The sequence below is a fragment of the Rhizobium album genome (assembly GCF_003122325.1).
GTDB classification, from domain to species: Bacteria; Pseudomonadota; Alphaproteobacteria; order Rhizobiales; family Rhizobiaceae; genus Metarhizobium; species Metarhizobium album.
The window spans coordinates 124,979-150,080 of record NZ_QFBC01000003.1; the positions used below are offsets into that span (position 1 = coordinate 124,979).

Here is a 25,102-nt window from a genome sequence, read left to right on the forward strand (position 1 = left end):
ACCTAGGCCACGGCCGTTTCGGCGCGTTTCGCCTCGATCTGCCCGACGGCATCGACCACCGCATCGAAGGTCAGCATCGTCGAGGCGTGGCGCGCCTTGTAGTCCTTCACCGGCCGCAAGGCACGCATGTCCTCGAACCGCCCGGAAGGACCTTCGCCGTCCGCTTTCAGCATGGCCAGCATGTCTTCACGTGCCTGCCGCAGTTCCGAGGCAGTGGCGCCGACGACATGGCGGGCCATGATCGAGGACGATGCCTGGCCGAGCGCGCAGGCTTTGACGTCATGGGAAAAGTCGGTGACGGTATCGCCGTCCATCTTCAGGAAGACCTTCACCTTCGAGCCGCAGAGCTTGGAATGCGCCTGCGCACTGGCATCGGCGTCATCCATCATGCCGATCCGCGGGATATTGCCGGCGAATTCGAGAATCCTGCTGTTATATATGTCGTCCATCGTCGAAAGTTCTTCTCAACAACCGTTATCGGGCCACCGCATTCGCCTCAGTGAATCGTTTCAAAAGAAAAAACACACTGTGTCGTAATCCGGCTCTTTGCGTCGCCCTTGACCATATTATATGTTATGTCGTGCCAAGGTCATGAAAAAACAACGGCCTTGATCATAAGTTGATCGGACCCCACATCATTCGCGGTGTTTGGCACGCTGGGCCAGGAACACGGGCCGGGTGAAGTTGGTTCACGCTGAAATGCGTGAATCCGGGGCCGGTCTTTCTACGTCACGATCCCTTGAAAAAGGATCAGGAGGCAGCAGTCATATGGATGCCATTGTAAAGAATTTCCCGCGTACCGGCCAGGAATCCGGCCGTCCGACCCAGCAGGAGGCAGAAGACGCAGTCCGCGTGCTGTTGCGCTGGGCGGGTGACGATCCGCTGCGGGAAGGCTTGCTCGATACGCCGATGCGGGTGGCCAAGGCCTACCGTGAACTTTTCTCCGGTTACGAGCAGTCGCCGGAAGACGTGCTCGGCCGGACATTCGAGGAGGTTGCCGGTTACGACGACATGGTCCTCGTGCGCGACATCCCGTTCTTCTCCCACTGCGAACACCACGTCGTGCCGATCATCGGCAAGGCCCATGTCGCCTATCTGCCGGAAGGGCGCGTTCTCGGCCTGTCCAAGATCGCCCGCGTCGTGGAAATCTACGGCCGCCGCCTGCAGACCCAGGAAAGCATGACGGCGCAGATCGCCCGAGCCATCGACGAAACGCTCGCCCCCCGCGGCGTCGCCGTGATGATCGAGGCCGAGCACATGTGCATGGCGATGCGCGGCGTGCAGAAGCAAGGCTCGACGACGCTGACCACCACCTTCACCGGCGCCTTCAAGACCGATGCCGCCGAGCAGGTCCGTTTCATGACCATGGTGCGGAGCCGCTAGCCGGCTCCCTTCTTCCCGCAGACAAAGACATGACCCTTACCTTCCAGGCGCCCCCCACCGAGAAGACCACCCTTGAGGCGGGGTCGGATTTTACGCCGAAGTTCGACGAAAAAGGCTTGCTCACCGCCGTGGTCACCGACGTACGCGACGGCGAATTGCTGATGGTCGCGCATATGAATGCCGAGGCCCTTTCCCTGACGCTTGAGACCGGCATCGCGCATTATTACAGTCGGTCGCGCAAATCGATTTGGAAAAAGGGCGAGACCTCGGGCAATCTGCAAACCGTCAGGGAACTGCGCACAGATTGCGACCAGGATGCCGTCTGGCTGAAGGTCTCCGTGGCAGGCCACGACGCGACATGCCACACGGGACGCCGCTCCTGTTTCTACCGCAGCGCATCAATCGAAGAAGGTAAGCCGACACTAACTATAAACGACGATCACAAACATTTCGATCCGCAGGAAATTTATGCCGATCCGCTGAACAAATAACAGGCATGGCGCATTATTTTTGGACAGGTCGATCGAAACTAACCAATTTGAAATACAAATGACAGTTTAATGACTTAAAGCATGTCTCCCGAAAGTGGTTTCCGGTTTTGGGACAAGAGATGCGGCAAAAGTAAGAAACTAAAGCGCGTGCGCGAATCAGAATGATCGCGATGCATTTTAGGGGAATGTTCAGCCGAAAGGACCGCTGTGATGCTGAACTGGAGTTTGATCCGTCATACCGCGCCGAATTCCATCGATTCGAGTGCTCCGCCCGTTCCTGACATCAACCTTCCCGCACCACAGCCCAAGAGAAGCAAGATCGCGCTGGCGCTGGGCGGCGGCGCCGCCCGCGGCTGGGCGCATATCGGCGTCCTGCGGGCACTCGACGAGGCCGGCATCGAAGTCGGCATGATCGCCGGCACATCCATCGGCGCCCTCGTCGGCGGCTGTTATCTCGCCGGCAAGCTCGACGAACTCGAAGCCTTCGCCCGCTCGCTCACCATGCGCCGCATCGCCGGCCTGCTCGATTTCACCATCGGCGGCGGCGGCCTCTTCGGCGGCATGCGGCTGACCAAGCGCATGCAGGAGCACCTGCAGGGACTGTCGATCGAGGATCTCGACCGCCCGTTCATCTCCGTCGCCACGGAAGTCAACACCGGCCATGAAGTCTGGATCACCAGCGGCTCACTGATCACGGCGTTGCGCGCGTCCTACGCCCTGCCCGGCATTTTCGAGCCGGTCCGCTGCAACAACCGCACGCTGATCGACGGCGCCCTGGTCAATCCGGTGCCTGTCTCGGTCTGCCGCGCCTACGAGCAGCCGCTCGTCGTCGCCGTCAACCTGCATTACGACGTCTACGGCCGTTCCGCGGTCGTCAAGCACAGCGCCAGCGTCCAGGCCAATCCCGAAAGCCAGCGCACCGCCACCAAGGAAGACCGTATCGGCCTGACGGCGGTCATGGTGCAGGCGTTCAACATCATCCAGGACCGTATCTCGCGCGCCAGGCTTGCCGGCGACCCGCCGGACCTGGCATTGCACCCGCGCCTCAGCGATATCGGACTTTCGGAATTCCATCGCGCCGGGGAAGCGATCGAGCGCGGCTACGAGGAAGCGAAGCTGCGGCTCCCCGAACTCAAGCGCCTGCAGGAAACGTTTGCGCGCTGACCATCGAGCGGCCCGGCCCCTGCCGCACCGCCCGATGAACAACAATCACCCGGCGATATAGGCCTTGATTTCTTCCGCCTCCTGTTCGACCTGGCGGATGCGCGATTTCACCACGTCACCGATCGAAATGATGCCGGCGAGCTTGCCGTCGGTTTCCACCGGCACGTGCCGGAAGCGCCGGGCGGTCATCACTTCCATCAATTCGCCGATCATCGTGCTTTCGTGGCAGCGATGCACATTGGAGGTCATGACGGAGGAGACCGGCTGTTCGAGGGCGCTTGCCCCCGACCGGGCGATGGCATGCACCAGGTCGCGTTCTGTGAAGATGCCGGCGATGCGGCCCTCCATGCCGACAATCACCACGGCACCGATTCTTTTTTCGTTCAGCGTGCCGGCGGCTTCGGCAAGCGTGGCGCTCGGAGCAAGCGTCACGACATCACGACCTTTTTCTTCGAGGATGGTTTTGACAGAGACAGACATGGTATTCCTCCTGTTCAAACGCAGCTTTCATGCTTCGGGATCCGTCGACCCATGCAAATCCTCCGGCCACAGTTCCCCCCACAGGTCGAATGGTGCCCTTCATCCGCAAAGATTGCAATATGCTTGAACGGTGTCAGCGCGGCTTCGGGTCGAACAGCGCAAACAAGAGGAAGCCGAACAGGAAGCCGCCGATATGCGCCTCCCAGGCGACATTGCCGATATCGCCCAGCAAAGGGATGCCCAGCGCGAAAATGACGTTGCCGATGAACCACACCAGCATGAACATCGCCACGGTACGGCTGCGCAAGGAATCGGCGATCGACAGCCGCGGATAAAGATGCACCTGGCGGGCGCTCCGCCGCTGATCCGGCGGGAAGGCGAATCGGCACGCCGCACCCATCAGCGCCGAGATGACGCCGGAGGCGCCGATCAGCAGCGAGGCCTCGTTCCAGTGCAGGCCGAGGTAAAGCGCCGCGGAGGCGACCGAAGAAACCGCCCAGAACACGATGAAACGGGCTGTGCCGATCCGGCGCACGACGGGTGCCCCGAAGGCGGCGAGCCAGAGCGCGTTGAAGCCCAGATGTTCGACACCGCCATGCAGAAAGGAATAGGTGACCGGCGTCCAGAGCCATTCGAGCCCCTGCTCCGCCAGCGGGTAGGTGTAACGCGCCGGGATGAAGCCGCCATAAAAGAACATCGCGTCGCGCGCATCGGCCGAGAGCACGTAGGCGCCGAGCACATAGACGACAAGGATGATCACGATGGACGCCGTGACCGCCGCAGGAAGGTTGAGGGCCGGCGGATTCGATCCCTGCCCGTTGCTTCCACGCTCAGGCAGATCGGACGCATCGCTCATGAAATTCCCTCTTCGGATGACTGCACCGCCCTCTGTTACAGGAGACGCGGCGAAAACGAAAGCGGTGCCCCCTTATGGCGTTGCGCGTCTTCCAAGACACGCTGAGGACGCCGTAGCACTTTAAGATGCCGTCCGTTCCGGCCGATCTCTGGGATTAACAATCGGCTAACCCTGCCGCCCTTGCGATGGCACGCTATTCGCTCCGTGGAGCGTACAGGCCGCAAACCGGCTGAAACCTGCACCGAACTGAGACAGATGGCGGATATGCATACCAGGACGAGCACGGAACTATTCACCTATTGGAACACCATCCGCGGTGCCGAGGCCGGGCCGCTGCGCAGCGCCATCGAACCGGGCGAGATCCGCCACGTTCTGCCGGATATCTTCATCCTGGAGGCCGCCGAAGAGAATCCGGTCTTCCGGCTGGCCGGAACGCGTGTCTGCAGCCTCTTCGATCGCGAGCTGCGCGGCTTGCCGTTCTCGGCGCTCTGGCCGCCGGGAAATCGGGACGAACCTGTCTCGATCGCATCCGGCGTCATGCGCTACAGCGTGCCCACGCTTCTTAACCTGACCGGCTTCGTCCGCGATGGCCGAACCCTGCGCATGGAAATGCTGCTGCTGCCGGTCCGCTCGTCCGGCCGCACCTATGATCGCCTGCTGGGATCGCTTTCGCCGGACATGCCGGCCAACGAGGTCTGCGACAAACCGCTGTGTAGCATCCGTTTCGAACGGAGCCGGATCATCGGCCTGCCCGCACGCAGCGGCGTACCGGGACAGATCGCGTCCGGCGAACCGCACCTGGCGGCTGACGACGGTGACAGGGCCAGCCGCCAGCGCTCGACCATCGCCGCTTTGCTGAAACGGGCAAAGGTCTTCTGACCGCCGGCGGCCGGGAACTCAAATCTTCCGCTTTCGCACAACCTTATATTAACGGCTGCGCTGTAAGAATTTAACCATTGTATCAGCAATTATAGCGAAACCATGTATTCATTTCAGCCGGCAGGAGCAGCAGTACGGGCAAAGCAGGGCAGCGAACAGCGCTCGTTTCAGCGCGTGTCCGTCAATCTGCAGGGCCGACTGATGCTCGCCAACTATGATGAGTTCGATTGCATCGCCGTGGACATGTCGCCCGGCGACGTCAGCCTGAACTGCACCGGTCGCCCCCTGACGGGCGAACGCATCGTCGCCTATATCGATCACCTCGGCCGTATCGAAGGCAAGGTGCTGAAAGTCGGCGACCGCGGCTTTACCATGACGATCAACGCCACCGACCGCAAACGCGAAAAGCTTGCGGCCCAGTTGACCTGGATCGCCAACAAGCATGAACTCGGCCTGCCGGAAGATCGTCGCCACGACCGCCTGACGCCGCGCAACACCGTCACGCAGATCACCATGCCGGATGGCACCCTCCTGCCCTGTCGCCTCATGGACCTTTCGCTCTCCGGCGCCGCCGTCGATTCCGAAGTCCGCCCGCCGATCGGCACGGCCGTCCGCCTCGGCAACATGCAGGGGCGTATCGTTCGCCACTTCATGGAAGGCGTGGCAATCGAGTTCAATTCGGTGCAGTCCCGCGAAACCCTGACCGAATTCCTTTAAATCAAGGGCGCCCAACGCCGGTTTACGATCGCCTGCGGCATGGGCCGCGGGTGATTTCGCGTGTCCTACCCGCGTTTCCCGGCACATTTTAACGGTTCATTCGCCATGAACATCGGTAAAAAGCCGCTTTTCGGCACAAAATAACAACGTTTTCCAGCGCCAATCCCGACCTGAAACAGGGTTGTATCAAAACGATATGGCGCGAACCTTGACGCAACGCGCCGTCTTCGAGGCCGCGACGGCCCCGTTTTCCACCTGGCCACTCTACCCGTCTTCTGCCTGTTTCGCAGGAAAACAAGGGCTTACCGGCCGAATGCTCGAATACGCGACGTGTTTTCGATTAATTTTAAGAAAAAAAGGTTCAAACAAGATGCGTGTTTGAGCCGGATTTTATACGTGTTCGATGCGTATTCTAATTGCATTTAATTCTATTAAGCCATTATTTTTATTGTCTAATTTTGCGACCGATAAAAAGCTTTGCGGCATTGTCTCTTCATCACGGGGAGACAAGAAATGGCAACAACAAAAACGATCAAGAACAGCATTCTGGCCGCCGTCATCACTTTGGGCGCCACCGCTTCAGTCAACGCATCGCCTGCGGCCATGACGATCGCAGGCAAGGCCAATCCGCCGATCGGACATTATGAATTCTGCCAGACCTATCGGGATGAATGCCGCCCGAACGGCGGCGACGCCGGCCCATCCATCTTGACCGAAAAAGCCTGGAAAACGATCCTGCGCGTCAATTACGACGTCAACTCGTCGATCCAGCCGATGACCGACCAGGAAATCTACGGCGTGGAAGAACGCTGGGCCTATCCGCGGACGGTCGGCGATTGCGAGGATTTCGTCCTGCTGAAACGCAAGCTTCTGATGAAGGAAGGGTTTTCGGCCTCCCAGCTGCTGATCACCGTCGTGTTGCAGCCGAATGGCGAGGGTCACGCGGTGTTGACCGTGCGCACCGACCACGGCGATTTCGTGCTCGACAACATGCGCAACAAGGTCCTGTTGTGGTCGGATACCGAATATACATACCTCAAGCGCCAGTCCGCCGCCGATCCGGGCCGCTGGGTCAAGCTTCAGGATGGCCGCGCCGTCGCCGTCGGCAGCGTCAGCAACTGATAAAGCTCGGAAACCCGCAGGCTGCGGTTCGGCCTCGCCTGCGGATTTCCCCTCCTGTGCCCCGGTCTGTCCCCGCATCCCCGTCTAAGACCGGCGCCCGAGCCGATCCCGCTGTCCCCGGGATCGGCTCCCCCTCATGGGATGCATAAAGAACCAATCGAAATTTACGCTTTGTTAACCATGATTGACGAGTCTGTCGGGCAGGAACCGACCGGAGAGTCCCCATGGCCGCCCATCATCATTCCGCCCCGCAGGGCTCGGGCGAACTGCCGCTGATCTCCAATGCATTTCTCTACAAGCTGACCGGCACGATCGCCGCCCTTGCGCTGTTGACCGCCGGCATCAGCGTTTCCGGCCGCTTCTTCGGCGAGCGGATCGCGCTTGCCGGCCATACGGACAGCAAGGAAACCATCAGCCTCACCATCGGCGAGGACAGGCTGACGCTACCGGCCAATGTCATCCGCTTCGCCCGGCAGCGCCAGAACGGCCCGGCCGAACGCGTCGATCTCTACCTGACCTGGCCCGACCTCACCGGCTACGAAGCAGATCGCCGTAACCTGTTCAACGACGTCAAGCTGTCGGATTCGCTGATCTTTCTGCAGATTTCGCAGAGCACCATGTCCCGCGACATGTCAGGCCGGCTGGAGCCGATCTACAGCTACCTGTTCGATAACCAGTCCCGTCCGGCGGCCGATGGGCTCACCATGCACCGGATGAAACCGGAGGCGGGCTATGGCGACGAAGTCTTCTTCACCGCGCCACGGTCCGGCGCTGCCGATTACGTGGTGCGCTGCATCCTGCCGGCCACGCCGGAGGAGGCGACGAGCGGCGATTGCCAGCGCGATATCCACATCGGAAACGATCTTTCTGTGATGTATCGCTTCTCAAGCCGCCATCTGCCGGACTGGCAACACATTGATGCCGAAATTCAGTCGTTTGTCGTCAGTCACCTGGCGAACCCCGCCTGAAGCCTTCAAGCCACAGATCGATAAAATCCGCTCGAAATATGAAACTTCATATTCATCGTAAACAGATTGGTAACGCCTCCACGGGTAATCTTCCGTTCAACGGTCGTTTGTGGAGGCGGCGTCCGGAACCGATCATCAGAACCGCAAGTGAAGAGTAAGCTAGTGTCTCAATCAGCATTGACCGCAAAATTCAAGAATTCCGGAAGATCCCTGATCAAGATATGCCTTAGTCTGACAGCTGCTGCCGTCTTGACGTTTTCAGCTCCTGTGGCTTCGGAGGCAGCCGACGGGCCAAAATATGCGGGCATCGTCGTCGACGCGAAAACCGGAAATATTCTCTACAGCGAAAACGCCGACAGCCTGCGCTATCCCGCATCGCTGACGAAGATGATGACGCTTTATCTCGTCTTCGAAGCCCTGGAAGCCGGCAAGATCCGCCTCGACACCAAGGTTCCGGTGTCGGAAAATGCGGCGAAAGAGCCGCCGTCCAAGCTTGGCCTGAAGGTCGGCGGTTCCTTTACCGTCGAACAGGGCATCCTGGCGCTGGTGACCCGCTCGGCCAACGACGCTTCGACCGCTCTCGGCGAATTCATCGGCGGTTCCGAATCCCGTTTCGCGCAGATGATGACCAACAAGGCGCGCCAGCTCGGCATGACCCGGACCACCTACCGCAACGCCAACGGCCTTCCCAATACGGCACAGATGACCACCGCCCGCGACCAGGCTCGCCTGGGCATCGCGCTGCGTCAGCATTTCCCGCAATATTACGGTTACTTCTCCACTCGCAGCTTCAAGTACGGCAAGCAGGTCATCGGCAACCACAACCGCCTTCTCGGCGCCGTGCGTGGTGTTGACGGCATCAAGACCGGCTTTACCCGCGCTGCCGGCTTCAACCTCGTGACCTCGGCCCAGGCTGACGGCCGCTCGGTCGTCGGCGTCGTCCTCGGCGGCACGTCGGGCGGCGCCCGCGATGCACAGATGCGCAAGCTGATCGGCGCCTACCTGCCGAAGGCGTCCCGCCGCGGCAAGGGCACGATGATCGAGGAACCGGGTGTCGCGGAAGTCGCCGAATCCGAAATCCGGCCCGTCGTCGCCATGAAGCCGGTCACGGCAGCCACGACGACCACCGCAAGCGGCGACCTGCCGGTCAATGGTCCGCTGCCGGGCGCACGGTACGAAGAAAGCGCCGTTGAAACAGCTTTTGCGGCCCCGACCAAGAAGTCCGCGGCGATTGCCGCAGCGGAAGGCACGCTCGACGCCCAGGCTGAAAAGCTCGGCGCCGTCGCCATCCCGCGGCCGGCCCCGGAATACATGCCGGAGACCGAGACGGCGAGCGCGACGACGATCGTCGACGACGTCACCACCGCTTCCACCGGCGGCAAGCCCGGCTGGGTCATCCAGATCGGCGTTTCCCCGACCAAACAGATGGCAATGGATCTGCTGCAGAGCGCGCAGGTGAAAGGCGGCAAGGTATTGCGTTCCGCCACCCCCTTCGCGATCGCCATCAACAACGGCGGAGCCCAGGTCTACCGCGCACGCTTCGGCGGTTTCGACAACCAGAAGCTTGCCATCAATGCCTGCAACCAGTTGAAGAAAAAGGGCATGAACTGCTGGGCCAGCCTTCAGTAAGGCTTGCCTGCCCTGCGCACCGCGGCCGGCCCTGCCGGCCGTTCCAGAGCCAGCCCTCGAAGTGTAGTGAGTACGAGGACCTGACAATGAGCATCAATGAATCCGGTTCCGGCATGACAGGCCCGGCCGGCAGAAAGAACAAGGCGAACGGCCCTTCGCTGCATCCGCTGCACGAAGCGGCGATGCGGATTGCCGATCTCAGTCTGGGGCGAGGCCGCAGCCGCACCCGTGATATCGTCGGTGCCCTGCTGACCCACGGCGCACGCGCCTGGCGCTCGTCTCAGCCGCCGATGCGCATCCACCTTCACGTCACCTCGCAGTCCGGCCAGAGACCGATCTACCTGCGTCTTCGCTGAGACGGCCTCGCCACCGGAATGCCTTTCGGCCGTCATCATTCGGCGGCAATCCTGTCGTCAAAGGACATCGGTCGCCGACGATGCGACCGGTCGAACCGCCGGAGGTAACACATGCAGACCGCGCTGATCTTGATGACAATTCTCGGCTGCGACGACGCCGTCACCCAGTGCAACTACATCGCCACCGCTTCGCCGCGCTATACCACGGTGGCGCTCTGCGACGCGGCGTCGGCAGGCCAGCTTGCCCGTTTCACCGATGCCGGTTACCCCTCTGTCGTTGCCGTCTGCCAGAAGCCGGCCGAGACCGATCCGCAGCAGACCGCGAGCGTCGAAAAGCCGCAATCCCTGCCCGAAACCGTGCCACAAGTCACCGCAGAGCCGGAGACGCAGCCGGGCATCGCCGCCCGGGCCGTGACGCTGATCAGCGACGCCCTGCCGACACTGGACGGCATCAGGACGGCAATCGGCAAGCCCAGCCACTACGCCAGCGCTTCATATTCCTGGCTCGCGCGCAAGATCACCGATTGAGAATAAGCCGCCGAGCGCTTCGCCGGCAGCAGCATAAAAATTAGAGCAGCCCGAGTTCGGCCAGTTCCCGCTTCAGTTCCGGCGGCAGGTCGTTGCCGCCGCCGAGCGCGGCGAGATCGGCCGGCGCTTCTTCCGGCTTGAGATAACGCCAGCCCTGGAACGCCCGGCGCGGCTGCAGCGCCGTCTCGACCACCTCCGGCCCGAGGATGAGGTTGCAACGCGTGATGCCGTCGTTGCCGGTGAAGGGCCTGATGTCGATGATTTTCTGCCGCGCCTGCACCTGCCCCTTGATCACCCAGTAGAGAGAGCCGCCGTCGACGATCTCCTCGATGCGCTTCGGCACCATGCGGGTCGTATGGACGGAATGCGGCTCCAGGCCGGCGGCGATCGCCATCATCGACCGTTCCGCCACCCATTCGCGGAGGTCGTCGATGGAATCGGCGCCGACGCACAATTTCAGGATATGCAAAGCCATCGGATGGTTGAATGCGCTTTACCGCTGTTCGTCAAGCGGCAAGCGCCTCCTTCCACAATCAACATTCGACCACATTGACGGCCAGGCCGCCCGTCGAGGTTTCCTTGTATTTCTCGCTCATGTCGTTGCCGGTCTGGCGCATCGTCTCGATGCAGGCGTCGAGCGGCACGAAATGTTTGCCGTCGCCCTTCAGCGCCAGCGAGGCCGCCGTCACCGCCTTGACCGCGCCGAGCGCGTTACGCTCGATGCACGGCACCTGCACAAGTCCGGCGACCGGATCGCAGGTCATGCCGAGGTGATGTTCGAGGGCGATTTCCGCCGCATTCTCCACCTGCTCCGGCGAGCCGCCCATGACGGCCGCAAGTCCGGCCGCCGCCATCGCCGCAGCAGACCCCACCTCGCCCTGACAGCCGACTTCGGCGCCGGAGATCGAGGCATTGTGCTTGATGATGCCACCGACAGCCGCCGCCGTCAGCAGGTAGTCGCGAATGCCGTGCTGGTCCCAGTCTTCATGGAAATGCTGATAATAGCGGATCGTCGCCGGCACGACGCCGGCAGCGCCGTTGGTCGGCGCCGTCACGACGCGACCGCCGGCGGCATTCTCCTCATTGACCGCCATGGCATAGACGGAGAGCCAGTCGTTGGCGAGCAGCGGGTTGATGCGGTTGCTGCGCCATTCTTCCTGCAGCTTGTCATGGATGGCGCGCGCCCGGCGGCGGACGTTGAGCCCGCCCGGCATGATGCCGTCGACCTTGAGGCCGCGGTCGATGCAGCTGCGCATCGCATCCCAGATGCGGTCGAGGCCGGCATCCAGCTCCTCGCGGCCCATCACCGCTTCCTCGTTGGCGCGCTTCATCTGGGCGATGGTCAGGCCGGAGCGATCCGCCATGTCGAGCATCTGCTGCGCCGAGGCAAAGGGATAAGGCACCTTGGCGCCGCCTGCCGCCTTCTTCGATTTGCGCATCGCCTCCAGCTCGGTATCGGTGACGACGAAACCGCCGCCGATCGAATAATAGACGCGCTTGAGCAGCAGCCGGCCGTCACGGTCGAACGCCGAAAAGCTCATGCCGTTGGCATGGCCGGGCAGCGGGTTCTTCTTGTCGAAGACAAGGTCGGTCTTCGGCTGGAACTGATAGGCGGGATGGCCGGGCGGCGTCACGCGGCCGCTGCGCTCGACGCCGTCGATGATCGCGTCCATGCGGTCTGGATCGACCATGTCCGGCCGCTCGCCCATCAGCCCGAGGATCACCGCCCGGCCCGTGCCATGGCCGATACCGGTATGGGCCAGCGATCCGTGCAGGCTGACCTTGAGGGAGGCAACCGACGCTCCGGAAGGCCGCGGCCATTCGTCGGAATTGATCAGGTCGAGAAAGCGCACGGCCGCCGACATCGGCCCCATCGTATGGGAACTCGACGGCCCAACCCCGATCTTGAAGACATCGAATACCGAAAGAAACATAAAACGCCTCGCGAAGCATGGCAGGAAACTGTTCAAAGGCTACGTCACCGGAAGCATCCGCCAATGCGGGCTACCGACATCGGCTTTCATCGAAGCGACATGCCGCGCATGATCGGCTCCCGGTCTTATCAACAGAGCACAAAGCGCGCCGTCCAGCAAACCGCTTGCCGTTCGCCGCAAAGTGACGCATATCATCCGGCGATAGAAGCATTTACGGTCCCGCCATGACGATCGCCGATTACATCGCCCTCGCCGTCTTTGCCGTGTTGTGGAGCGGTTATGCCTGGATCGTCGGACGAGCCCGCCTCTTCGATCGCACCAGCCTGACGCAGGCGATGACGGAGCACCGGCGCCACTGGATATATAATTCGCTCGGCCGCGACCTCAAGATGATCGACACGCAGATCATGGCCGGCCTGCAGAACGGCACCGCCTTTTTCGCCTCGGCCTCGATGTTTGCCATCGGCAGCTGCTTCGCCCTGCTCGGCGCCACCGACAAGATCGACGCCATCTTCCGCGACGTGCCCTATGCCTTCCACGGCAGCCGGGAGGCCTTCGAGCTCAAGGTCGGCGGGCTCGCCGCGCTGTTCGGGTATGCCTTCTTCAAGTTCGGCTGGGCCTACCGGCTGTTCAACTACTGCACCATTCTTTTCGGCGGCCTGCCGATGGTGCGCGAGACGGAGGCCGACAGGCTGGCGGCCGAGGTCGCCGCCGAACAGGTGATCCGCATGAACGTCATCGCCGCCAAGAATTTCAATGCCGGCCTCAGGGCGATCTTCCTGTCGATCGGTTATCTCGGCTGGTTCGTCAACGCCTACGTCTTCATGGCCGTCACCCTGCTCGTCGTCGTCATCCTCACGCGCCGGCAGTTCTTTTCCGACGCCCGGCTCGCGCTTATGGACAGGCTGCCATGAAAAGGCCGCGCTTGTCGCCTTCACGGCAGGTCTGAAACCATCCCCGAAAGGAACCGTTCCGCATGGCAGCCGTCCCGGAGGCCCCGTCCGCCTCCCCACGCCGATCGCGCATCGGCTTCCTGGATACCGCACGCGGCATCGCGCTGGTCGCCATGGCGACCTATCATCTCGGCTGGGACCTGGAGTTCTTCGGTTATCTCGATCCCGGCACCACCGGCCACGGCCTGTGGAAAATCTATGCCCGCGGCATCGCCGGCAGCTTTCTTTTCCTCGCCGGCATGAGCCTGGTGCTCGGCCATACGCCGGCCGTCCGCTGGCAGCCTTTCTGGCGCCGCTTCCTGATGATCGCCGCCGCCGCCGGCCTCATCACCGCCGCCACCGCCTATGCCATGCCGCAGGGCATGATCTTCTTCGGCATCCTGCACGGCATCGCCGCCGCCAGCCTGGTCGGCCTGGCCTTCCTGCATCTGCCGGCAGCCGTCAGCATCATCGTCGCGCTAGCAGCGCTTGCCGCCCCCTGGTACCTGCGCTCGCCGGTCTTCGATACGCCCTGGCTCTGGTGGGTCGGCCTCTCCGAGACGCTGCCGCGTTCCAACGACTATGTGCCGCTGTTGCCCTGGCTCGGCCCCTTCCTGCTCGGCATGGCCACGATGCGCCTCGCCATCGGCCAAAAGTGGATGGAGCGGCTGGCGACCGGCCCGTCCTCCAACCTGCTGGCCCGTGCCGGGCGCCACAGCCTCGCCGTCTACCTCATCCACCAGCCGGTGCTGATCGCCGTCGTCTATTGCCTGTCTCTCGTCCTGCCGCCGCCGCCGCCCGACCCGGTGGCCGACTATCGGCGCAGCTGCAACCAGGCCTGCGTGCAGAACCAGGATGCGGCGATGTGCACCCGCTTCTGCGATTGCACCCTCGACAAACTCATGGAACAAGAGCTTTTCACGCCGCTCCAGTCTGGCGCAATCCGGGCAGATCAAGATGGGCGCATCCAAGCGATTGCTCAACAGTGCACCGTAGCCGCGCAATGACAGGACGTTGCCGATGAATGCCTATCGTTTAAAGCCGATGAATTTTCCGTGGCCGCCGTTTCTCTACGGAACGGCCATTCTTGTCGCCTTCGCCATCCATCGCGTCGCCGGCCTGCCGACGCCGCACGTCAATGCCACGATCGGCTGGTGCGTGGGGATCTTGCTGATTGCCGCCTCCGGCTGGCTTTATATCTGGGCGATAGCGACGCGCACGAAAATCCGCATGCCGCGACGGGCAGCAAAACACCTCGTCACTCACGGCCCATACCGCTACAGCCGTAACCCGATCTATCTCAGCTACACGCTTTTGACGATGGGAATCGGCCTTCTGACCAGCAATGCCTGGTTCTTCGTGATGGCGACGCTGGCGGCGATCGTCACCACGATGATCGTCATCCGCCGGGAAGAGATGCACCTGCTCGCCCGCTTCGGCGTCGAGTTCGAGAAATATTGCAAGCGCACGCGGCGCTGGATCTGATTGCCTGAAACAACGACGCCGCAGCAGATGCGCCACACCTGCATCAAGGCCAGCGTGCAGGCCCGGCGTCAGCGGGATGCGACGAAGCGTTCCAGCTTGCCCAGGGTTTGCATTCCGAGCTCGATCGCACCAAAACCCTTGGCGTCCTGGAACTCGGCAGCCGTGCTGAACACCATGCCCAGCGTCACTTTCGTGGCCCCGTCCTGTTCCTCGAACGAGGCCCAGGCGTCGGCATGCTTTGGCCCGTTTTCGCCCCAGAGAAGCGTATAGCCGATCCTTTCTTCGGCCCGGACTTCGCCATAACGATGATGGTTGGGGAAGACCGTGCCATCCGGCGCGATCATGTCGAAAACCCACTCGCCGCCCGCCCGCAGGTCTATCCGGGTCGTCCGGCAGGAAAAACCGTCCGGCCCCCACCACTGCGGCAGCGTCTCCGGGTTCATCCATGCGCCCCAGACCAGCGATCGCGGCGCCCGGATCACCTTTTCCAGCACCATGGTCCGCTCGGCCGTTGCCGCGAGATTTTTCAAGCCGGCATCAAAACCCTGCCTGTATCCGGCCGCCATGTTCTCGGCCAGCGAGGAAAGCTGCACCGTCACGGTCAACCGGCTGAGCTCGCCCGCGCCCGACAGATCTGCCGTCACCAGCGCGGCCGATTGCGTCACGCCCGCCGATGAAACCACCTCGTAGTTCACGCTGCGCAGCGCCGGCTGCATGTCCAGCCAGCCGACCTCGCAGCGGATATCCGGTTGGCCTTCCACCTTGCAGAGCGAAACCTCACGTCCGCCCACCCTGCCGTCGGCCTCGACAAACTCCACGGTGACCGAGGATGTGGGCGCCGCCCAGACCATCCGCGCGGCGGGGGCCGTCCAGACCTGCCACAGCACCGATAACGGCGCGGCGATATCCCGTTCGAAGGTCAGCATCGCAAAACGATCCGTGTCTGCCGAAGACGGATTCCGTGTCATTCTTTTCGCTCCTTCATCATCGTCATCACAAATGCATCCAGCCTATCCAGCCGTGCTTCCCAGATGAACCGCTGCTCCTCCAGCCATGTCCGCATGGGATCGAGGGCCTCCGGCACGACGGCGCAGGTTCGTACGCGCCCGTCCTTGGAACTGGAGATCAATCCAGCCTCCTCCAGCACGGACAGGTGCCGCATGACCGTTGGCAAAGCCAGGCCGGTGGGACCGGCCAGATCCGTGACCCGCGCCGGCCCCTCGGCAAGCCGCGTCAGAATCGACCGGCGAGTCGAATCCGCCAGCGCATGGAAGAGAAGCGAGAGATCGGGATCATGCTTAGTCATATTGCTAACTATTGCGATTTCTCATAGCGACGCAACAGAAAACTTCGCAATCTTGCTAAGTTTTTTTCGAAGGCACCATGGCCGCCGGCAATGGAACAGTGTTTTGCCGTACACCATCATTCAAATTCTCAAGCAATTCGGAAGGCGAACCGCTTCACGGTCCGCCTCCCAAATTGTGGGGAATCAAGAAGTTGGAATGGATTCACGAAACGAAAGCCGGCGGAATCGCTCCGGATACCGCCGACACATCAACCGGAAAGGGTCATGTCTCAGGTCCCGACGCCGATTTCCGCCAGGCGGGTCAGGCAGGCTTCCTCGACATTGTCGAGTTCCGCCAGCGTATCCTCGATATCCTTGCGCTTCTGGCGCAGTTCCTCGCGTTTTTCGCCGACCCGCTTCAGCACCAGGTTCAACTGGCCGACCTCGCCCGGCGGTTCCTTGTAGACCTGGATGATTTCGCCGATCTCCGCCAGCGTCAGTCCGATCCGCCGGCCGCGCAAAATCTCCTGCAGCAGATGCCGGTCCGCAGGCCGGTAGAGCCGCGTGCGACCGCGCCGCTCGGGATGGATCAGCCCCTCATCCTCATAGAAGCGCAGCGTCCGGGTCGACACTCCGAATTCGCGGGTCAGTTCGGTGATGGTATAATACTTTTCCAAGCAGACACTCGTGGCTGGAGAGGAAACCGGCCTGCTCATTTAATTGACTTTTACGTAAGATTCAATTCGCCGCGGTCAATGAATGCCGAACCACCACGTAGCGATGCCGAGAAAGGCGAAGAAGCCGGTACAGTCCGTCACCGTCGTCACGAACACCGAGGAGGCGATGGCGGGATCGGCCCCCAGCTTGTCGAGCAGCAGCGGCAGCAGGATGCCGGCCAGCGCCGCGGCGATCAGGTTGATGATCATCGCCGCGCCGATCACCATGCCCAGCTGATAATTCTGGAACCACAGGCCGGCGATAAGGCCGAGCAATGTCGCAAACATCAGGCCGTTGATGATGCCGACACTCGCCTCCCTGCGGATGATGCGGCCGGCGTTGTAGATGTCGAGGTCGCGAGTGGCGAGCGCGCGCACCGTCACCGTCATCGTCTGCGTCCCGGCATTGCCGCCCATCGAGGCGACGATCGGCATCAGCACGGCAAGCGCGATCATCTTCTCGATCGACGCATCGAACAGGCCGATGACGCTGGCTGAAATCATCGCCGTCCCGAGGTTGATGAACAGCCAGGCGAACCGCGACCGCACCGTCGACACGACATTGTCCGACAGTTCTTCGTCGCCGACGCCGCCGAGGCGCTTGATATCCTCGTCCGCTTCCTCGTGGATGACGTCGACGACGTCGTCGATGGTCAGGACGCCGACCAGCCGATCATTGTCGTCGACGACGGCGGCGGAAAGAAGGTCGTATTGCTCGAAAAGCTGCGCCGCCTCTTCCTGGTCCATGACGGCGGGGATAGGATGGTTGGTCTCGCGCATGATCGCCTCGATCTTCACCTGCCGCTTGGTGCGCAGGATGCGGTCGAGATCGACGACGCCGAGCAGCTTGAAAGTGGGGTCGATGACGAAGATCTGCGTAAAACTTTCCGGCAGTTCTTCCTCGTCGCGCATGTAGTCGATCGTCTGCCCCACCGTCCAGAACGGCGGCACGGCGACGAATTCCGTCTGCATGCGCCGGCCGGCCGAGCTTTCCGGATAATCGAGGGCGCGCCGCAGGCGTACCCGCTCGGTAAACGGCAGTTTTGCGAGGATTTCTTCCTGGTCCTCCTGGTCGAGGTCCTCGAGAATGTAGACGGCGTCGTCCGAATCCAGTTCGCCAATGGCCGCCGCGATCTGTTCGTTGGTCAGCTGGTCGACGATTTCGAGGCGGATCGCCTCGTCCACCTCGGTCAGCGCCGTCATGTCGAATTCGTCGCCGAGCAGGCGGATCAGCGCCAGGCGCTGGTCCGGCATGATCGATTCGAGCAGGTCGCCGATTTCCGATTCGTGCAGCCGCGTGACGTTCTGGCGCAGGAAAATGATGTCGCGGTCGGCAATCGCCGCACCGACGAGCGCCAGGAAATCCGGCCGGATCGAGCCGTCTTCGGTATAGATATCGTTATCTTCGTCGCTGGGATTGCTGCGGTTGCGATCGTCTTCGCCGGAATATGTCATTCACGCGCCCTCGCCCGCTCTGATGCTCCCCGGCCGCACCGTTTCGTTTCCCGGCAACGACGAAAAACACATGTTTCAACAATCGGATAGCAGCAGCCTGGCGATGACGGCCGGATGGCGGCGGCAAAACTCTGCTAACCCAATAAACCGCCGAGGTCCAGCCAAATGACGGCGATGGCCACGGCAAGGACAGCGCCCCGCAAGGCTCGCGAAAACGTCCGGCCGGCACGACGTCGCAATCCCACCGGCCGTCGTCGCCGGCGCGGCAAGATCGGCGCTGCAGCCATCGGCTTTTCCTGATAAGGCGAACACGATCTCTCCAGATAGGAACACGACAGACATGGCGATCAGACCGCTGCTCCGCTACCCGGACCCTGCCCTTTCGCTCGCCTGCCTGCCCGTCGAGCATTTCGACGAGGCCCTGCGCACGCTTTGCGCCGATCTGCTGCAGACCATGCGCGCCGCACCCGGCGTCGGCATCACCGCCGCCCATATCGGCGTTCTCCTGCGCATCGTGGTGCTTGAACTCGACCCGAAACTCGGCCCCCGCACCTTCGTCAATCCCGAGATTGGCTGGTTTTCGGAGGAAACGGAAAAACACACCGAAGGCAGCGTCTGCATGCCCGGCGCGACGGAAGAGATCGTCCGCCCCACCGCCATCCGTTTCACCTACCGGGATCTGGACGGCATCCGCCACGAGGAAGAGATGCGCGGTTTTCCGGCCATCTGCATGCAGCACGAGATCGACCAGCTCGACGGCATTTTCTGGGTCCAGCGCCTCTCCCGGCTGAAACGCGAACGGCTCGTCAAGAAATGGCTGAAGACCGCCACCTGACCCAGGGAACGGAAAACAGGACAGACGCACCGAACCAAATCGCCGCGGCCACGTTTCCTCCTCGATTCCATAGAGGAGACGAAGTCATGACCGCGACCTTCAAGAATTCCCGCCTTCCCTCCCGCGAGGAGGATTACGGCGACTACGAGACCCGCGACGTCGATGCCGGCTGGCCCTACAAGGACGGGCCGGAACCGGGCGTCGTCCCGGTCGGAGAAAATCCGGATTACGGCAACGATCCCGCCCCCGCCGACGACGACCCCAACACCGGCTACCGCCTTTCCGGCACCGACGACGACGGCAGGCAAAAACCGTTGCGCGACGCGATCCTGCCATCGACCGATGGTCGCGAAAGCGAGGACGACCTGGAAGAGCGGGTTACGGAAAGCATCGCCACGCTGGACGATGTCGCCACCCAGGCGATCGATGTCCATGCGGAAGGACACACGGTTACACTGGAAGGCGATGTCGACGACATCTACCAGGCCCGGCGGGTGGAACTGGCCGCCATGAGCGTCGACGGCGTCCACCAGGTGCGCAACAACCTCAATCTCCTCGGCGTCGATGCCACGATGCCCGAAGACGATTGACGGCAAGACAGCTGCGCACGTCTGCCGGATTGACGTCAACGGATATCGAGGCGAATCTCCGGCGGTGTATGCAGCGTGTTGCTGATGGTGCAGATGTCTTCCGCCTTGCGGCCGATTGCCTGGCGGGTGTCTTCATCAAAATCGCCGGTGATTTCGAGAACGACGGTGATGGCGGCGATTCGGATCGTTTCATCCTCCGCCTTTTCTCCGCTCGCCCGGGCAACGGCAGCGGAAAATTGATCGAGCACACCGAGCTGGCTCGCTGCGATCCGCGCACTCAGCACCATGCAGGCCGACAGCGAGGCATACAGCAGATCGACCGGATTGAAACCAGGCTGTGAACCGGCCGCCACCAGATCGAGGTTGCCGCCCGTCGCGGAAACGACCGTCGGCGCGCCGTGCCGCCCCACTTGCGCCTCCGCCCCCGTCGGCCGGGCCTTGACGCGAACGCCGCTCATGCCTGTTTGGCAAGCATGTCGCCCGCCTCTCCGCTCGTCGCGCCAAACACCGTTTCGAAGGCCTCGCGCAGCCGCATGTCTACATCGCTCATCATCAAGGGCAACCCCAGATCGACAAGGCTTGTCACCCCGTAGGCGGTGATGCCGCAGGGCACGATGCCGGAAAAATGCTCCAGATCCGGATCGACGTTCAACGACAATCCGTGAAAACTCACCCAGCGCCGCAAGCGGATGCCGAGCGCCGCAACCTTGTCCTCCGCCATCGAGCCGTCCGGCAGCAACGGCTTTTCCGGCCGCCGCACCCAGACGCCGACGCGGTCCTCGCGCCGCTCGCCGCGGACATTCATCGAACAGAGCGTCCGGATGATCACTTCTTCAAGGGCCGCCACATAGGCGCGCACGTCCTGGCGTCGCCGCTTGAGGTCGAGCATCACATAAGCAACCCGCTGGCCTGGACCGTGATAGGTGTATTCGCCGCCACGGCCTGTGGAAAACACCGGAAACCGCTCCGGCGCAATGAGATCGGCGGAATCGGCGCTGGTGCCCGCCGTATAAAGCGGCGGATGCTCCAGCAGCCAGACGAGTTCGTCCGCCTGCCCGTCGGCAATCGCCGCCACCTCCGCCTCCATGACCGCCACGGCGTCCTCGTAGGGAACCAGCCCCTCACTGATACGCCAGCGCACCGGCGGATTTCCCGGCGCGGCAAACATCGTGGTGTCTATATCGGTGCGCAGCATTGTTTTTCCTCGGTTTCCGTCTTTTCGCAAAATCGCCCCGCCGCGGCAAGCAGCCCGGCAGCCGGTTTTCCCGCACCTTTTACATAGGAATGCTCATAGCCGAAAAAAATCTGTCATGATGGCCTTGCACCCCCCGAATGCTTTTGCTAAACGCTCCCTCGCCGGCACAAACCGGCACCTACCACGATGCGGTCGTGGCGGAATTGGTAGACGCGCAGCGTTGAGGTCGCTGTGGGGCAACCCGTGGAAGTTCGAGTCTTCTCGACCGCACCAAATCAACCCGGCTTCGGCCGGGTTTTTTGTTTTTATTCAACAGTTTGAATTTCCTGGGTGTCCCACGCTGAAGCAAGCCCGGGACACATTCACGCGTCCGACGCGCCGGCGCCAGTTTCACTCCTCCTATGCAATCGCTCGTTTTTGCCACCGGACAGCCAATGATTGCCGCAGGCGCGCAATGGCTAAAGGCGAGGTCTGCCGTCAGTCCGGCGAGACACCTTCGGATTCCCTGGGCCGTCGATTCTATCGCTGACTTTTCGCCGCCAGCATTTCACGCTCGCCGTCCTCGTCGACCGGTCCTTCGCCGATCCCGGTCATCAGCCACATGGGAGAGACGCGCAAAAACGCGGCCAGCAGGAAAATCTGCCGGGTCGAGGGTTCCGCCCGGTCGCTTTCCCAGGCCCGCACCCGCTGGCGTTTGACGCCGAGGCATGCGGCAAGCGATTCGAGACTTGCGCCAGCGAGATCATGTGCCAGGGACAAACGCCCGCCAAACGTATCCCTGGCGTCTTCGGACATGCTGTCGCGATAGAAATCGAGACTGGGCATGGTCTTGCCCCCTTTTCCTTGCCGATGGATCGCTCGGGCCTTTTTTGGTGCCCGGCCCGTCCAGATCCGGCTCGCGGCAATAAAGATAGGACAGTTTTTTGCGAGCGGCACCCCGAAAGGCGACGAAAAATGCCGGCATAGGCCCATCGAGGCCTGCTGAGCGGCCATGCGGCTTGCCGCCATCGTCGCGGTATGGTTCATGGCCCTTTCCACCAGCAGGAAAAGACCGTCGTGCCATCCCAGCCAACCACTCCCCAGAATCCGCTGCAGGGCATGACGCTCATGGCGGCGGCCATGCTTGTCCTGCCGGTCATGGATGCGATCGCCAAGGTCATGGCGAATTTCGAAAACATGTCTCCGGGACAGGTGACCTTCTACCGCTTCTTCTTCCAACTGGCCTGTACGCTGCCGCTGCTGGCCTTCGGCGCCGCCGGCGCCTTCCGGGCCAAGCGCCCGTGGCTCAACCTGCTGCGCGGCGTCCTGCACGGCACGGCGAGCCTGCTGTTCTTCCTGGCGGTCAAATACATGCCGCTCGCCGATGTCTTCGCCATCTATTTCGTCGAGCCCTTCATGCTGACGGCTATGTCGGCGCTTTTCCTCAAGGAACGGGTCGGCATCCGGCGCTGGCTGGCGATCGCCGTCGGCTTCGGCGGCGCCATTATCGTCATTCAACCGAGTTACGCGATCTTCGGCTGGACGGCCCTGCTTCCCGTCGCCTGCGCCTTTATCTTCTCGCTGTACCTGTTCCTCAACCGCGCCATCGGCGAGGCCGATTCGCCGCTCACCATGCAGACGCTGGCCGCCGTCGGCGGTGCCGCCGTCATAGGGGCGGTGCTTGTCGCCGGCCACGGCGCCGGCGCCGCCGACTTCCAGATGTCGCTGCCGCATTCGGCCCTCGGGCTGGTTTTGCTTATCGTGCTCGGCTCCATCTCCGGATATGCCCACCTCGTTGTCGTGCGCGCCTTCCGCATGGCGCCGTTGTCGCTGCTGGCGCCGTTCCAGTATTTCGAGATCATTTCCGCGACGATCCTCGGTTATGCGATCTTCGGCGACTTCCCGACCGCCTCGAAATGGCTCGGCATCGCCATCATTGTCGCCTCCGGCCTGTTCATCATCTGGCGCGAACGTGTCCGGGCGGCACAGGAGGCCAGCGGTAATATCGCCGATCGCTAAAATTGCGCGGACTGCAAGAACAGAATTATCAACATCGGCAATGTAGCCTCCACGGATGTTTCGCTCATTGGAGAGAGCGCATGTCCGTCCTCGTGCTTCTCGGCGTCAACCTCGGCCTGTTGTGGCTTCTGATGGCCGCGCCGCTGGGGCGAAGGACCGTTACCGTCCGGTGCCGGGTGAATGCCGAGCCACAACGCTTGCGGCATGCGCTCGACCCCAGAAACGATGCCGAGTGGAACCCGGCCATCGCCACCAGCAGCGCAATCGCCGGTTCCCCGCTGATGATCCGCCGTTCCTTCAACCATCCCGACAGGAGGGGCCGGCCGATCACCCGGACCGTCGAGATCGCCGAAAGCATCGAGACTGCGACGGGAAACCCTGCCTACGACCTTCGCATCGTCGACGACAGCGCTCTGGATGCCGGTTTCTGGGCAGATTTCCACGAGCACCGCGCCCTGTCGCCATCGGCTGACGGGAACGAACTGGTCATTACCCAGACCGACCACTATCGTGGTCTCGCCTTCCTCGCCTTCCGCTATTTTTCGCTCAGGCGTGAGATCGCCGCCCTGCAGGCTTATCTCGAGAGGCGGCGAGCATGCAGCACAGGCTTCCTCGAAAGTCCGGCAACGCAGGCGGCGCTGGCGCTGCTGTCGACGCTGATGCTCTGGCCGTTTTTCGGCCTGACGGTCAACGGCCTCATCCTGTCGACGCTGCTGACCATCGTCATCGTGCTGCACGAACTCGGCCATATGGTCGCCTACCGGGCGTTCGGCCATGAAAGAGTGCGGATGATCTTCGTGCCGCTGCTCGGCGGCATCGCCATCGGCGGTCGTCCCTACAACAGTCATTTCGAGGTGGCCACCTGCGCCCTCATGGGTGCCGGCCTCTCCGCCTTCTTCGTGCCGATCGTGATGCTGCTGCAGGATTTCGGCAGCAGCGGTGTGCTGCCTGCCGTCGTCGGCGACGTTTCGGTCGTGGCACTGCTGATCCTCGGTGCCTTCAACCTGCTCAACCTCCTGCCCATGGATCGCTTCGACGGTGGACAGGTGCTGCGCCAGATCTTTCCAGGTCGGATGCGCGCCGCCGGCAGTTTCTGCATCACCCTCGTCATCCTCTGGATCGGCTGGCGGATCGGCCTGCCGGCAAACGCACTGATCGCCGCGCTCGCCGTCTTCACCCTGATGAGCCTGATGAGCGCCGGTTTCGGCGGACGCGCCAAGCCGCGCGAAGCACTCGACGAGATGAAGCCGGCCGAACGCCTGATGGCCGGCTTCGGCCTTTACGCCGCCGTCGCCATCCATGGTTTTGCGATCGTCAAGGCCTGCGATATTCTCTTCCGGTAGTGCCGCCGGCGGGAAAACCGTGGAGCATGTTGACTTCCGCCGGAAGACAGGCTGAAACGGCAGGATGAGCACCACGTCCAATCCCCCGCTGCCGTTCGGCTATTCGCCGATCCCCGCCGGCAAGATCGTCAATGCCGTCACCTGCCTGGAGATGCTGGCTCCGCCGCCCGCGCGGCCGGACCCCGCCTCGGCCGCCTCGCTGCGTCTCGACCGCTGGCACAAGCCCGCAAGCGACAAATACCGGGCGCTGTATCGCCGTGTCGGCGAAGACTGGATGTGGTTTTCCCGGCTCATCATGCCGGAAGACAAGCTGCGCGCCATCCTCGACGATCCGAAAGTCGAAGTCTCGGTGCTGCGCGACGCAGACAAGGATCTCGGCCTTCTTGAACTCGATTTTCGCGACGACGGCCAGTGCGAGCTCGCCTTCTTCGGCCTGGTGCCCGAAGCGATCGGCAACGGTGCCGGTCGCTTCATGATGAACCGGGCGCTGGCTTCGGCCTGGAGCCGGCCGATCACTCGCTTCTGGGTCCACACCTGCCATTTCGATCATCCCGGAGCACCGGTTTTCTACCAACGCTCGGGCTTCCGCCCCTATACGATGATGGTGGAGGTATGCGACGATCCGCGTCTGTCCGGCATCATCCCGCGCACCGCCTCGCCGCATGTGCCGCTGATCGAAAGCAACGCCTGAGACGCCAGGCAGCGAATGGCGACACTTTGCGGCAGCCGATGTCGCAAAGTGCGCGATCGCCTTGAGAAAG

The 25,102-nt window shown here is 62.4% G+C and carries 30 protein-coding genes and 1 tRNA gene; 19 read left to right on the plus strand and 12 right to left on the minus strand.

The window, feature by feature from the left end:
* Positions 1-2: 2 nt before the first annotated feature.
* Entirely contained in the window at positions 3-449 is a 447-nt protein-coding gene (locus DEM27_RS08795) for an iron-sulfur cluster assembly scaffold protein (protein WP_109457850.1), read from the minus strand.
* Between the two features lie 319 nt (positions 450-768).
* Here DEM27_RS08795 and folE point away from each other — a divergent pair, with 319 nt between their 5' ends.
* From folE to DEM27_RS08810, 3 genes are all read left to right on the plus strand, one after another.
* Positions 769-1,383, plus strand: coding sequence for a GTP cyclohydrolase I FolE (gene folE, locus DEM27_RS08800; RefSeq protein ID WP_109457851.1), 615 nt, complete (start codon positions 769-771; stop codon positions 1,381-1,383).
* Positions 1,384-1,412: 29 nt separating this feature from the next.
* On the plus strand, positions 1,413-1,874 hold the full coding sequence (gene hisI, locus DEM27_RS08805) for a phosphoribosyl-AMP cyclohydrolase (RefSeq protein WP_109457852.1): 462 nt from the start codon (positions 1,413-1,415) through the stop codon (positions 1,872-1,874).
* A 210-nt stretch (positions 1,875-2,084) separates the two neighbouring features.
* Entirely contained in the window at positions 2,085-3,038 is a 954-nt protein-coding gene (locus tag DEM27_RS08810) for a patatin-like phospholipase family protein (protein WP_109457853.1), read from the plus strand.
* Between the two features lie 45 nt (positions 3,039-3,083).
* Here the strand turns inward: DEM27_RS08810 and DEM27_RS08815 are convergent, their stop codons facing one another.
* Together DEM27_RS08815 and DEM27_RS08820 are read right to left on the minus strand one after the other, a co-directional pair.
* The gene (locus DEM27_RS08815) at positions 3,084-3,518 is read right to left on the minus strand and encodes a CBS domain-containing protein (protein WP_109457854.1); all 435 of its coding nucleotides are present in this window, start codon (positions 3,516-3,518) and stop codon (positions 3,084-3,086) included.
* Between the two features lie 133 nt (positions 3,519-3,651).
* Positions 3,652-4,374: a rhomboid family intramembrane serine protease gene (locus tag DEM27_RS08820; protein ID WP_109457855.1), complete on the minus strand. Its 723-nt coding sequence runs from the start codon at positions 4,372-4,374 to the stop codon at positions 3,652-3,654.
* A gap of 255 nt (positions 4,375-4,629) precedes the next feature.
* Between DEM27_RS08820 and DEM27_RS08825 the strand changes: the two genes are divergently transcribed.
* From DEM27_RS08825 to DEM27_RS08855, 7 genes are all read left to right on the plus strand, one after another.
* Positions 4,630-5,253 (plus strand): PAS domain-containing protein, encoded by a 624-nt coding sequence (locus DEM27_RS08825; protein WP_109457856.1) that lies wholly within the window; start codon positions 4,630-4,632, stop codon positions 5,251-5,253.
* Between the two features lie 102 nt (positions 5,254-5,355).
* Positions 5,356-5,970, plus strand: coding sequence for a PilZ domain-containing protein (locus DEM27_RS08830; RefSeq protein WP_109457857.1), 615 nt, complete (start codon positions 5,356-5,358; stop codon positions 5,968-5,970).
* A gap of 513 nt (positions 5,971-6,483) precedes the next feature.
* Entirely contained in the window at positions 6,484-7,092 is a 609-nt protein-coding gene (locus DEM27_RS08835; protein WP_109457858.1) for a transglutaminase-like cysteine peptidase, read from the plus strand.
* Between the two features lie 224 nt (positions 7,093-7,316).
* Positions 7,317-8,060, plus strand: coding sequence for a hypothetical protein (locus DEM27_RS08840; RefSeq protein WP_109457859.1), 744 nt, complete (start codon positions 7,317-7,319; stop codon positions 8,058-8,060).
* A gap of 210 nt (positions 8,061-8,270) precedes the next feature.
* Positions 8,271-9,689: a D-alanyl-D-alanine carboxypeptidase gene (locus DEM27_RS08845; RefSeq protein ID WP_109458193.1), complete on the plus strand. Its 1,419-nt coding sequence runs from the start codon at positions 8,271-8,273 to the stop codon at positions 9,687-9,689.
* A gap of 86 nt (positions 9,690-9,775) precedes the next feature.
* Positions 9,776-10,045, plus strand: coding sequence for a hypothetical protein (locus DEM27_RS08850; RefSeq protein ID WP_109457860.1), 270 nt, complete (start codon positions 9,776-9,778; stop codon positions 10,043-10,045).
* Between the two features lie 111 nt (positions 10,046-10,156).
* Complete coding sequence (locus tag DEM27_RS08855) at positions 10,157-10,573, plus strand: hypothetical protein (RefSeq protein ID WP_109457861.1); 417 nt, start codon at positions 10,157-10,159, stop codon at positions 10,571-10,573.
* Positions 10,574-10,613: 40 nt separating this feature from the next.
* On the opposite strand, the gene DEM27_RS08860 is transcribed toward DEM27_RS08855, so the two are convergent.
* Both DEM27_RS08860 and DEM27_RS08865 read right to left on the minus strand, forming a co-directional pair.
* Positions 10,614-11,048 carry a DUF1489 family protein gene (locus DEM27_RS08860; RefSeq protein ID WP_109457862.1) on the minus strand — a complete coding sequence of 145 codons (435 nt, stop codon included), beginning with the start codon at positions 11,046-11,048 and terminating at the stop codon, positions 10,614-10,616.
* Between the two features lie 58 nt (positions 11,049-11,106).
* A complete protein-coding gene (locus tag DEM27_RS08865; protein ID WP_109457863.1) occupies positions 11,107-12,507 on the minus strand; it encodes an L-serine ammonia-lyase in 1,401 nt (466 codons plus the stop codon).
* A gap of 224 nt (positions 12,508-12,731) precedes the next feature.
* Here DEM27_RS08865 and DEM27_RS08870 point away from each other — a divergent pair, with 224 nt between their 5' ends.
* The 3 genes from DEM27_RS08870 to DEM27_RS08880 all read left to right on the plus strand — a co-directional run bounded on the left by DEM27_RS08870 (position 12,732) and on the right by DEM27_RS08880 (position 14,924).
* Positions 12,732-13,421 (plus strand): DUF599 domain-containing protein, encoded by a 690-nt coding sequence (locus tag DEM27_RS08870; RefSeq protein ID WP_109457864.1) that lies wholly within the window; start codon positions 12,732-12,734, stop codon positions 13,419-13,421.
* A gap of 62 nt (positions 13,422-13,483) precedes the next feature.
* Positions 13,484-14,446 carry a heparan-alpha-glucosaminide N-acetyltransferase gene (locus DEM27_RS08875; protein ID WP_109457865.1) on the plus strand — a complete coding sequence of 321 codons (963 nt, stop codon included), beginning with the start codon at positions 13,484-13,486 and terminating at the stop codon, positions 14,444-14,446.
* Positions 14,447-14,459: 13 nt separating this feature from the next.
* Positions 14,460-14,924, plus strand: coding sequence for a methyltransferase family protein (locus tag DEM27_RS08880; RefSeq protein WP_109457866.1), 465 nt, complete (start codon positions 14,460-14,462; stop codon positions 14,922-14,924).
* 68 nt (positions 14,925-14,992) lie between these two features.
* Here the strand turns inward: DEM27_RS08880 and DEM27_RS08885 are convergent, their stop codons facing one another.
* From DEM27_RS08885 to mgtE, 4 genes are all read right to left on the minus strand, one after another.
* Complete coding sequence (locus DEM27_RS08885) at positions 14,993-15,892, minus strand: SRPBCC family protein (RefSeq protein WP_109457867.1); 900 nt, start codon at positions 15,890-15,892, stop codon at positions 14,993-14,995.
* Complete coding sequence (locus DEM27_RS08890; RefSeq protein WP_109457868.1) at positions 15,889-16,230, minus strand: ArsR/SmtB family transcription factor; 342 nt, start codon at positions 16,228-16,230, stop codon at positions 15,889-15,891. The genes DEM27_RS08885 and DEM27_RS08890 overlap by 4 nt, the downstream gene beginning before the upstream one ends.
* Before the next feature lie 269 nt (positions 16,231-16,499).
* A complete protein-coding gene (locus DEM27_RS08895) occupies positions 16,500-16,886 on the minus strand; it encodes a MerR family transcriptional regulator (RefSeq protein ID WP_109457869.1) in 387 nt (128 codons plus the stop codon).
* A 75-nt stretch (positions 16,887-16,961) separates the two neighbouring features.
* Positions 16,962-18,380, minus strand: coding sequence for a magnesium transporter (mgtE, locus tag DEM27_RS08900; protein WP_109457870.1), 1,419 nt, complete (start codon positions 18,378-18,380; stop codon positions 16,962-16,964).
* A 340-nt stretch (positions 18,381-18,720) separates the two neighbouring features.
* Between mgtE and DEM27_RS08905 the strand changes: the two genes are divergently transcribed.
* Positions 18,721-19,215 (plus strand): peptide deformylase, encoded by a 495-nt coding sequence (locus tag DEM27_RS08905; protein WP_109457871.1) that lies wholly within the window; start codon positions 18,721-18,723, stop codon positions 19,213-19,215.
* A gap of 86 nt (positions 19,216-19,301) precedes the next feature.
* On the plus strand, positions 19,302-19,805 hold the full coding sequence (locus DEM27_RS08910) for a BON domain-containing protein (protein WP_109457872.1): 504 nt from the start codon (positions 19,302-19,304) through the stop codon (positions 19,803-19,805).
* A 35-nt stretch (positions 19,806-19,840) separates the two neighbouring features.
* Here the strand turns inward: DEM27_RS08910 and DEM27_RS08915 are convergent, their stop codons facing one another.
* Positions 19,841-20,263: an OsmC family protein gene (locus tag DEM27_RS08915; protein WP_109457873.1), complete on the minus strand. Its 423-nt coding sequence runs from the start codon at positions 20,261-20,263 to the stop codon at positions 19,841-19,843.
* On the minus strand, positions 20,260-21,000 hold the full coding sequence (lipB, locus tag DEM27_RS08920; RefSeq protein WP_109457874.1) for a lipoyl(octanoyl) transferase LipB: 741 nt from the start codon (positions 20,998-21,000) through the stop codon (positions 20,260-20,262). Before lipB ends, DEM27_RS08915 begins: the two co-directional genes overlap by 4 nt.
* Before the next feature lie 188 nt (positions 21,001-21,188).
* Here lipB and DEM27_RS08925 point away from each other — a divergent pair.
* Positions 21,189-21,273 (plus strand) — tRNA-Leu (locus DEM27_RS08925).
* 246 nt (positions 21,274-21,519) lie between these two features.
* On the opposite strand, the gene DEM27_RS08930 is transcribed toward DEM27_RS08925, so the two are convergent.
* Positions 21,520-22,026, minus strand: coding sequence for a helix-turn-helix domain-containing protein (locus DEM27_RS08930; protein ID WP_109457875.1), 507 nt, complete (start codon positions 22,024-22,026; stop codon positions 21,520-21,522).
* Between the two features lie 72 nt (positions 22,027-22,098).
* On the opposite strand from DEM27_RS08930, the gene DEM27_RS08935 reads away from it, so the two are divergent.
* The 3 genes from DEM27_RS08935 to DEM27_RS08945 all read left to right on the plus strand — a co-directional run bounded on the left by DEM27_RS08935 (position 22,099) and on the right by DEM27_RS08945 (position 25,032).
* A complete protein-coding gene (locus DEM27_RS08935; protein WP_245445777.1) occupies positions 22,099-22,998 on the plus strand; it encodes a DMT family transporter in 900 nt (299 codons plus the stop codon).
* An 80-nt stretch (positions 22,999-23,078) separates the two neighbouring features.
* The gene (locus tag DEM27_RS08940) at positions 23,079-24,341 is read left to right on the plus strand and encodes a hypothetical protein (RefSeq protein ID WP_109457877.1); all 1,263 of its coding nucleotides are present in this window, start codon (positions 23,079-23,081) and stop codon (positions 24,339-24,341) included.
* A 64-nt stretch (positions 24,342-24,405) separates the two neighbouring features.
* Positions 24,406-25,032, plus strand: a complete 627-nt coding sequence (locus DEM27_RS08945; RefSeq protein ID WP_109457878.1) for a GNAT family N-acetyltransferase — start codon at positions 24,406-24,408, stop codon at positions 25,030-25,032.
* Positions 25,033-25,102: the final 70 nt, after the last annotated feature.

What these genes read in the sequence shown, in the direction of transcription:
- DEM27_RS08795 (WP_109457850.1), bottom strand. Translation starts at nt 449, where the DNA reads ATGGACGACATATATAACAGCAGGATTCTCGAATTCGCCGGCAATATC.
- DEM27_RS08850 (WP_109457860.1), top strand. Translation starts at nt 9,776, where the DNA reads ATGAGCATCAATGAATCCGGTTCCGGCATGACAGGCCCGGCCGGCAGA.
- DEM27_RS08865 (WP_109457863.1), bottom strand. Translation starts at nt 12,507, where the DNA reads ATGTTTCTTTCGGTATTCGATGTCTTCAAGATCGGGGTTGGGCCGTCG.
- DEM27_RS08940 (WP_109457877.1), top strand. Translation starts at nt 23,079, where the DNA reads ATGTCCGTCCTCGTGCTTCTCGGCGTCAACCTCGGCCTGTTGTGGCTT.
- hisI (WP_109457852.1), top strand. Translation starts at nt 1,413, where the DNA reads ATGACCCTTACCTTCCAGGCGCCCCCCACCGAGAAGACCACCCTTGAG.
- DEM27_RS08820 (WP_109457855.1), bottom strand. Translation starts at nt 4,374, where the DNA reads ATGAGCGATGCGTCCGATCTGCCTGAGCGTGGAAGCAACGGGCAGGGA.
- DEM27_RS08915 (WP_109457873.1), bottom strand. Translation starts at nt 20,263, where the DNA reads ATGAGCGGCGTTCGCGTCAAGGCCCGGCCGACGGGGGCGGAGGCGCAA.
- DEM27_RS08855 (WP_109457861.1), top strand. Translation starts at nt 10,157, where the DNA reads ATGCAGACCGCGCTGATCTTGATGACAATTCTCGGCTGCGACGACGCC.
- DEM27_RS08875 (WP_109457865.1), top strand. Translation starts at nt 13,484, where the DNA reads ATGGCAGCCGTCCCGGAGGCCCCGTCCGCCTCCCCACGCCGATCGCGC.
- DEM27_RS08860 (WP_109457862.1), bottom strand. Translation starts at nt 11,048, where the DNA reads ATGGCTTTGCATATCCTGAAATTGTGCGTCGGCGCCGATTCCATCGAC.
- DEM27_RS08885 (WP_109457867.1), bottom strand. Translation starts at nt 15,892, where the DNA reads ATGACACGGAATCCGTCTTCGGCAGACACGGATCGTTTTGCGATGCTG.
- DEM27_RS08835 (WP_109457858.1), top strand. Translation starts at nt 6,484, where the DNA reads ATGGCAACAACAAAAACGATCAAGAACAGCATTCTGGCCGCCGTCATC.
- DEM27_RS08880 (WP_109457866.1), top strand. Translation starts at nt 14,460, where the DNA reads ATGAATGCCTATCGTTTAAAGCCGATGAATTTTCCGTGGCCGCCGTTT.
- DEM27_RS08890 (WP_109457868.1), bottom strand. Translation starts at nt 16,230, where the DNA reads ATGACTAAGCATGATCCCGATCTCTCGCTTCTCTTCCATGCGCTGGCG.
- DEM27_RS08930 (WP_109457875.1), bottom strand. Translation starts at nt 22,026, where the DNA reads ATGAACCATACCGCGACGATGGCGGCAAGCCGCATGGCCGCTCAGCAG.
- DEM27_RS08905 (WP_109457871.1), top strand. Translation starts at nt 18,721, where the DNA reads ATGGCGATCAGACCGCTGCTCCGCTACCCGGACCCTGCCCTTTCGCTC.
- DEM27_RS08945 (WP_109457878.1), top strand. Translation starts at nt 24,406, where the DNA reads ATGAGCACCACGTCCAATCCCCCGCTGCCGTTCGGCTATTCGCCGATC.
- DEM27_RS08815 (WP_109457854.1), bottom strand. Translation starts at nt 3,518, where the DNA reads ATGTCTGTCTCTGTCAAAACCATCCTCGAAGAAAAAGGTCGTGATGTC.
- DEM27_RS08810 (WP_109457853.1), top strand. Translation starts at nt 2,085, where the DNA reads ATGCTGAACTGGAGTTTGATCCGTCATACCGCGCCGAATTCCATCGAT.
- mgtE (WP_109457870.1), bottom strand. Translation starts at nt 18,380, where the DNA reads ATGACATATTCCGGCGAAGACGATCGCAACCGCAGCAATCCCAGCGAC.
- DEM27_RS08830 (WP_109457857.1), top strand. Translation starts at nt 5,356, where the DNA reads ATGTATTCATTTCAGCCGGCAGGAGCAGCAGTACGGGCAAAGCAGGGC.
- DEM27_RS08870 (WP_109457864.1), top strand. Translation starts at nt 12,732, where the DNA reads ATGACGATCGCCGATTACATCGCCCTCGCCGTCTTTGCCGTGTTGTGG.
- DEM27_RS08840 (WP_109457859.1), top strand. Translation starts at nt 7,317, where the DNA reads ATGGCCGCCCATCATCATTCCGCCCCGCAGGGCTCGGGCGAACTGCCG.
- DEM27_RS08910 (WP_109457872.1), top strand. Translation starts at nt 19,302, where the DNA reads ATGACCGCGACCTTCAAGAATTCCCGCCTTCCCTCCCGCGAGGAGGAT.
- DEM27_RS08935 (WP_245445777.1), top strand. Translation starts at nt 22,099, where the DNA reads ATGACGCTCATGGCGGCGGCCATGCTTGTCCTGCCGGTCATGGATGCG.
- lipB (WP_109457874.1), bottom strand. Translation starts at nt 21,000, where the DNA reads ATGCTGCGCACCGATATAGACACCACGATGTTTGCCGCGCCGGGAAAT.
- DEM27_RS08825 (WP_109457856.1), top strand. Translation starts at nt 4,630, where the DNA reads ATGGCGGATATGCATACCAGGACGAGCACGGAACTATTCACCTATTGG.
- folE (WP_109457851.1), top strand. Translation starts at nt 769, where the DNA reads ATGGATGCCATTGTAAAGAATTTCCCGCGTACCGGCCAGGAATCCGGC.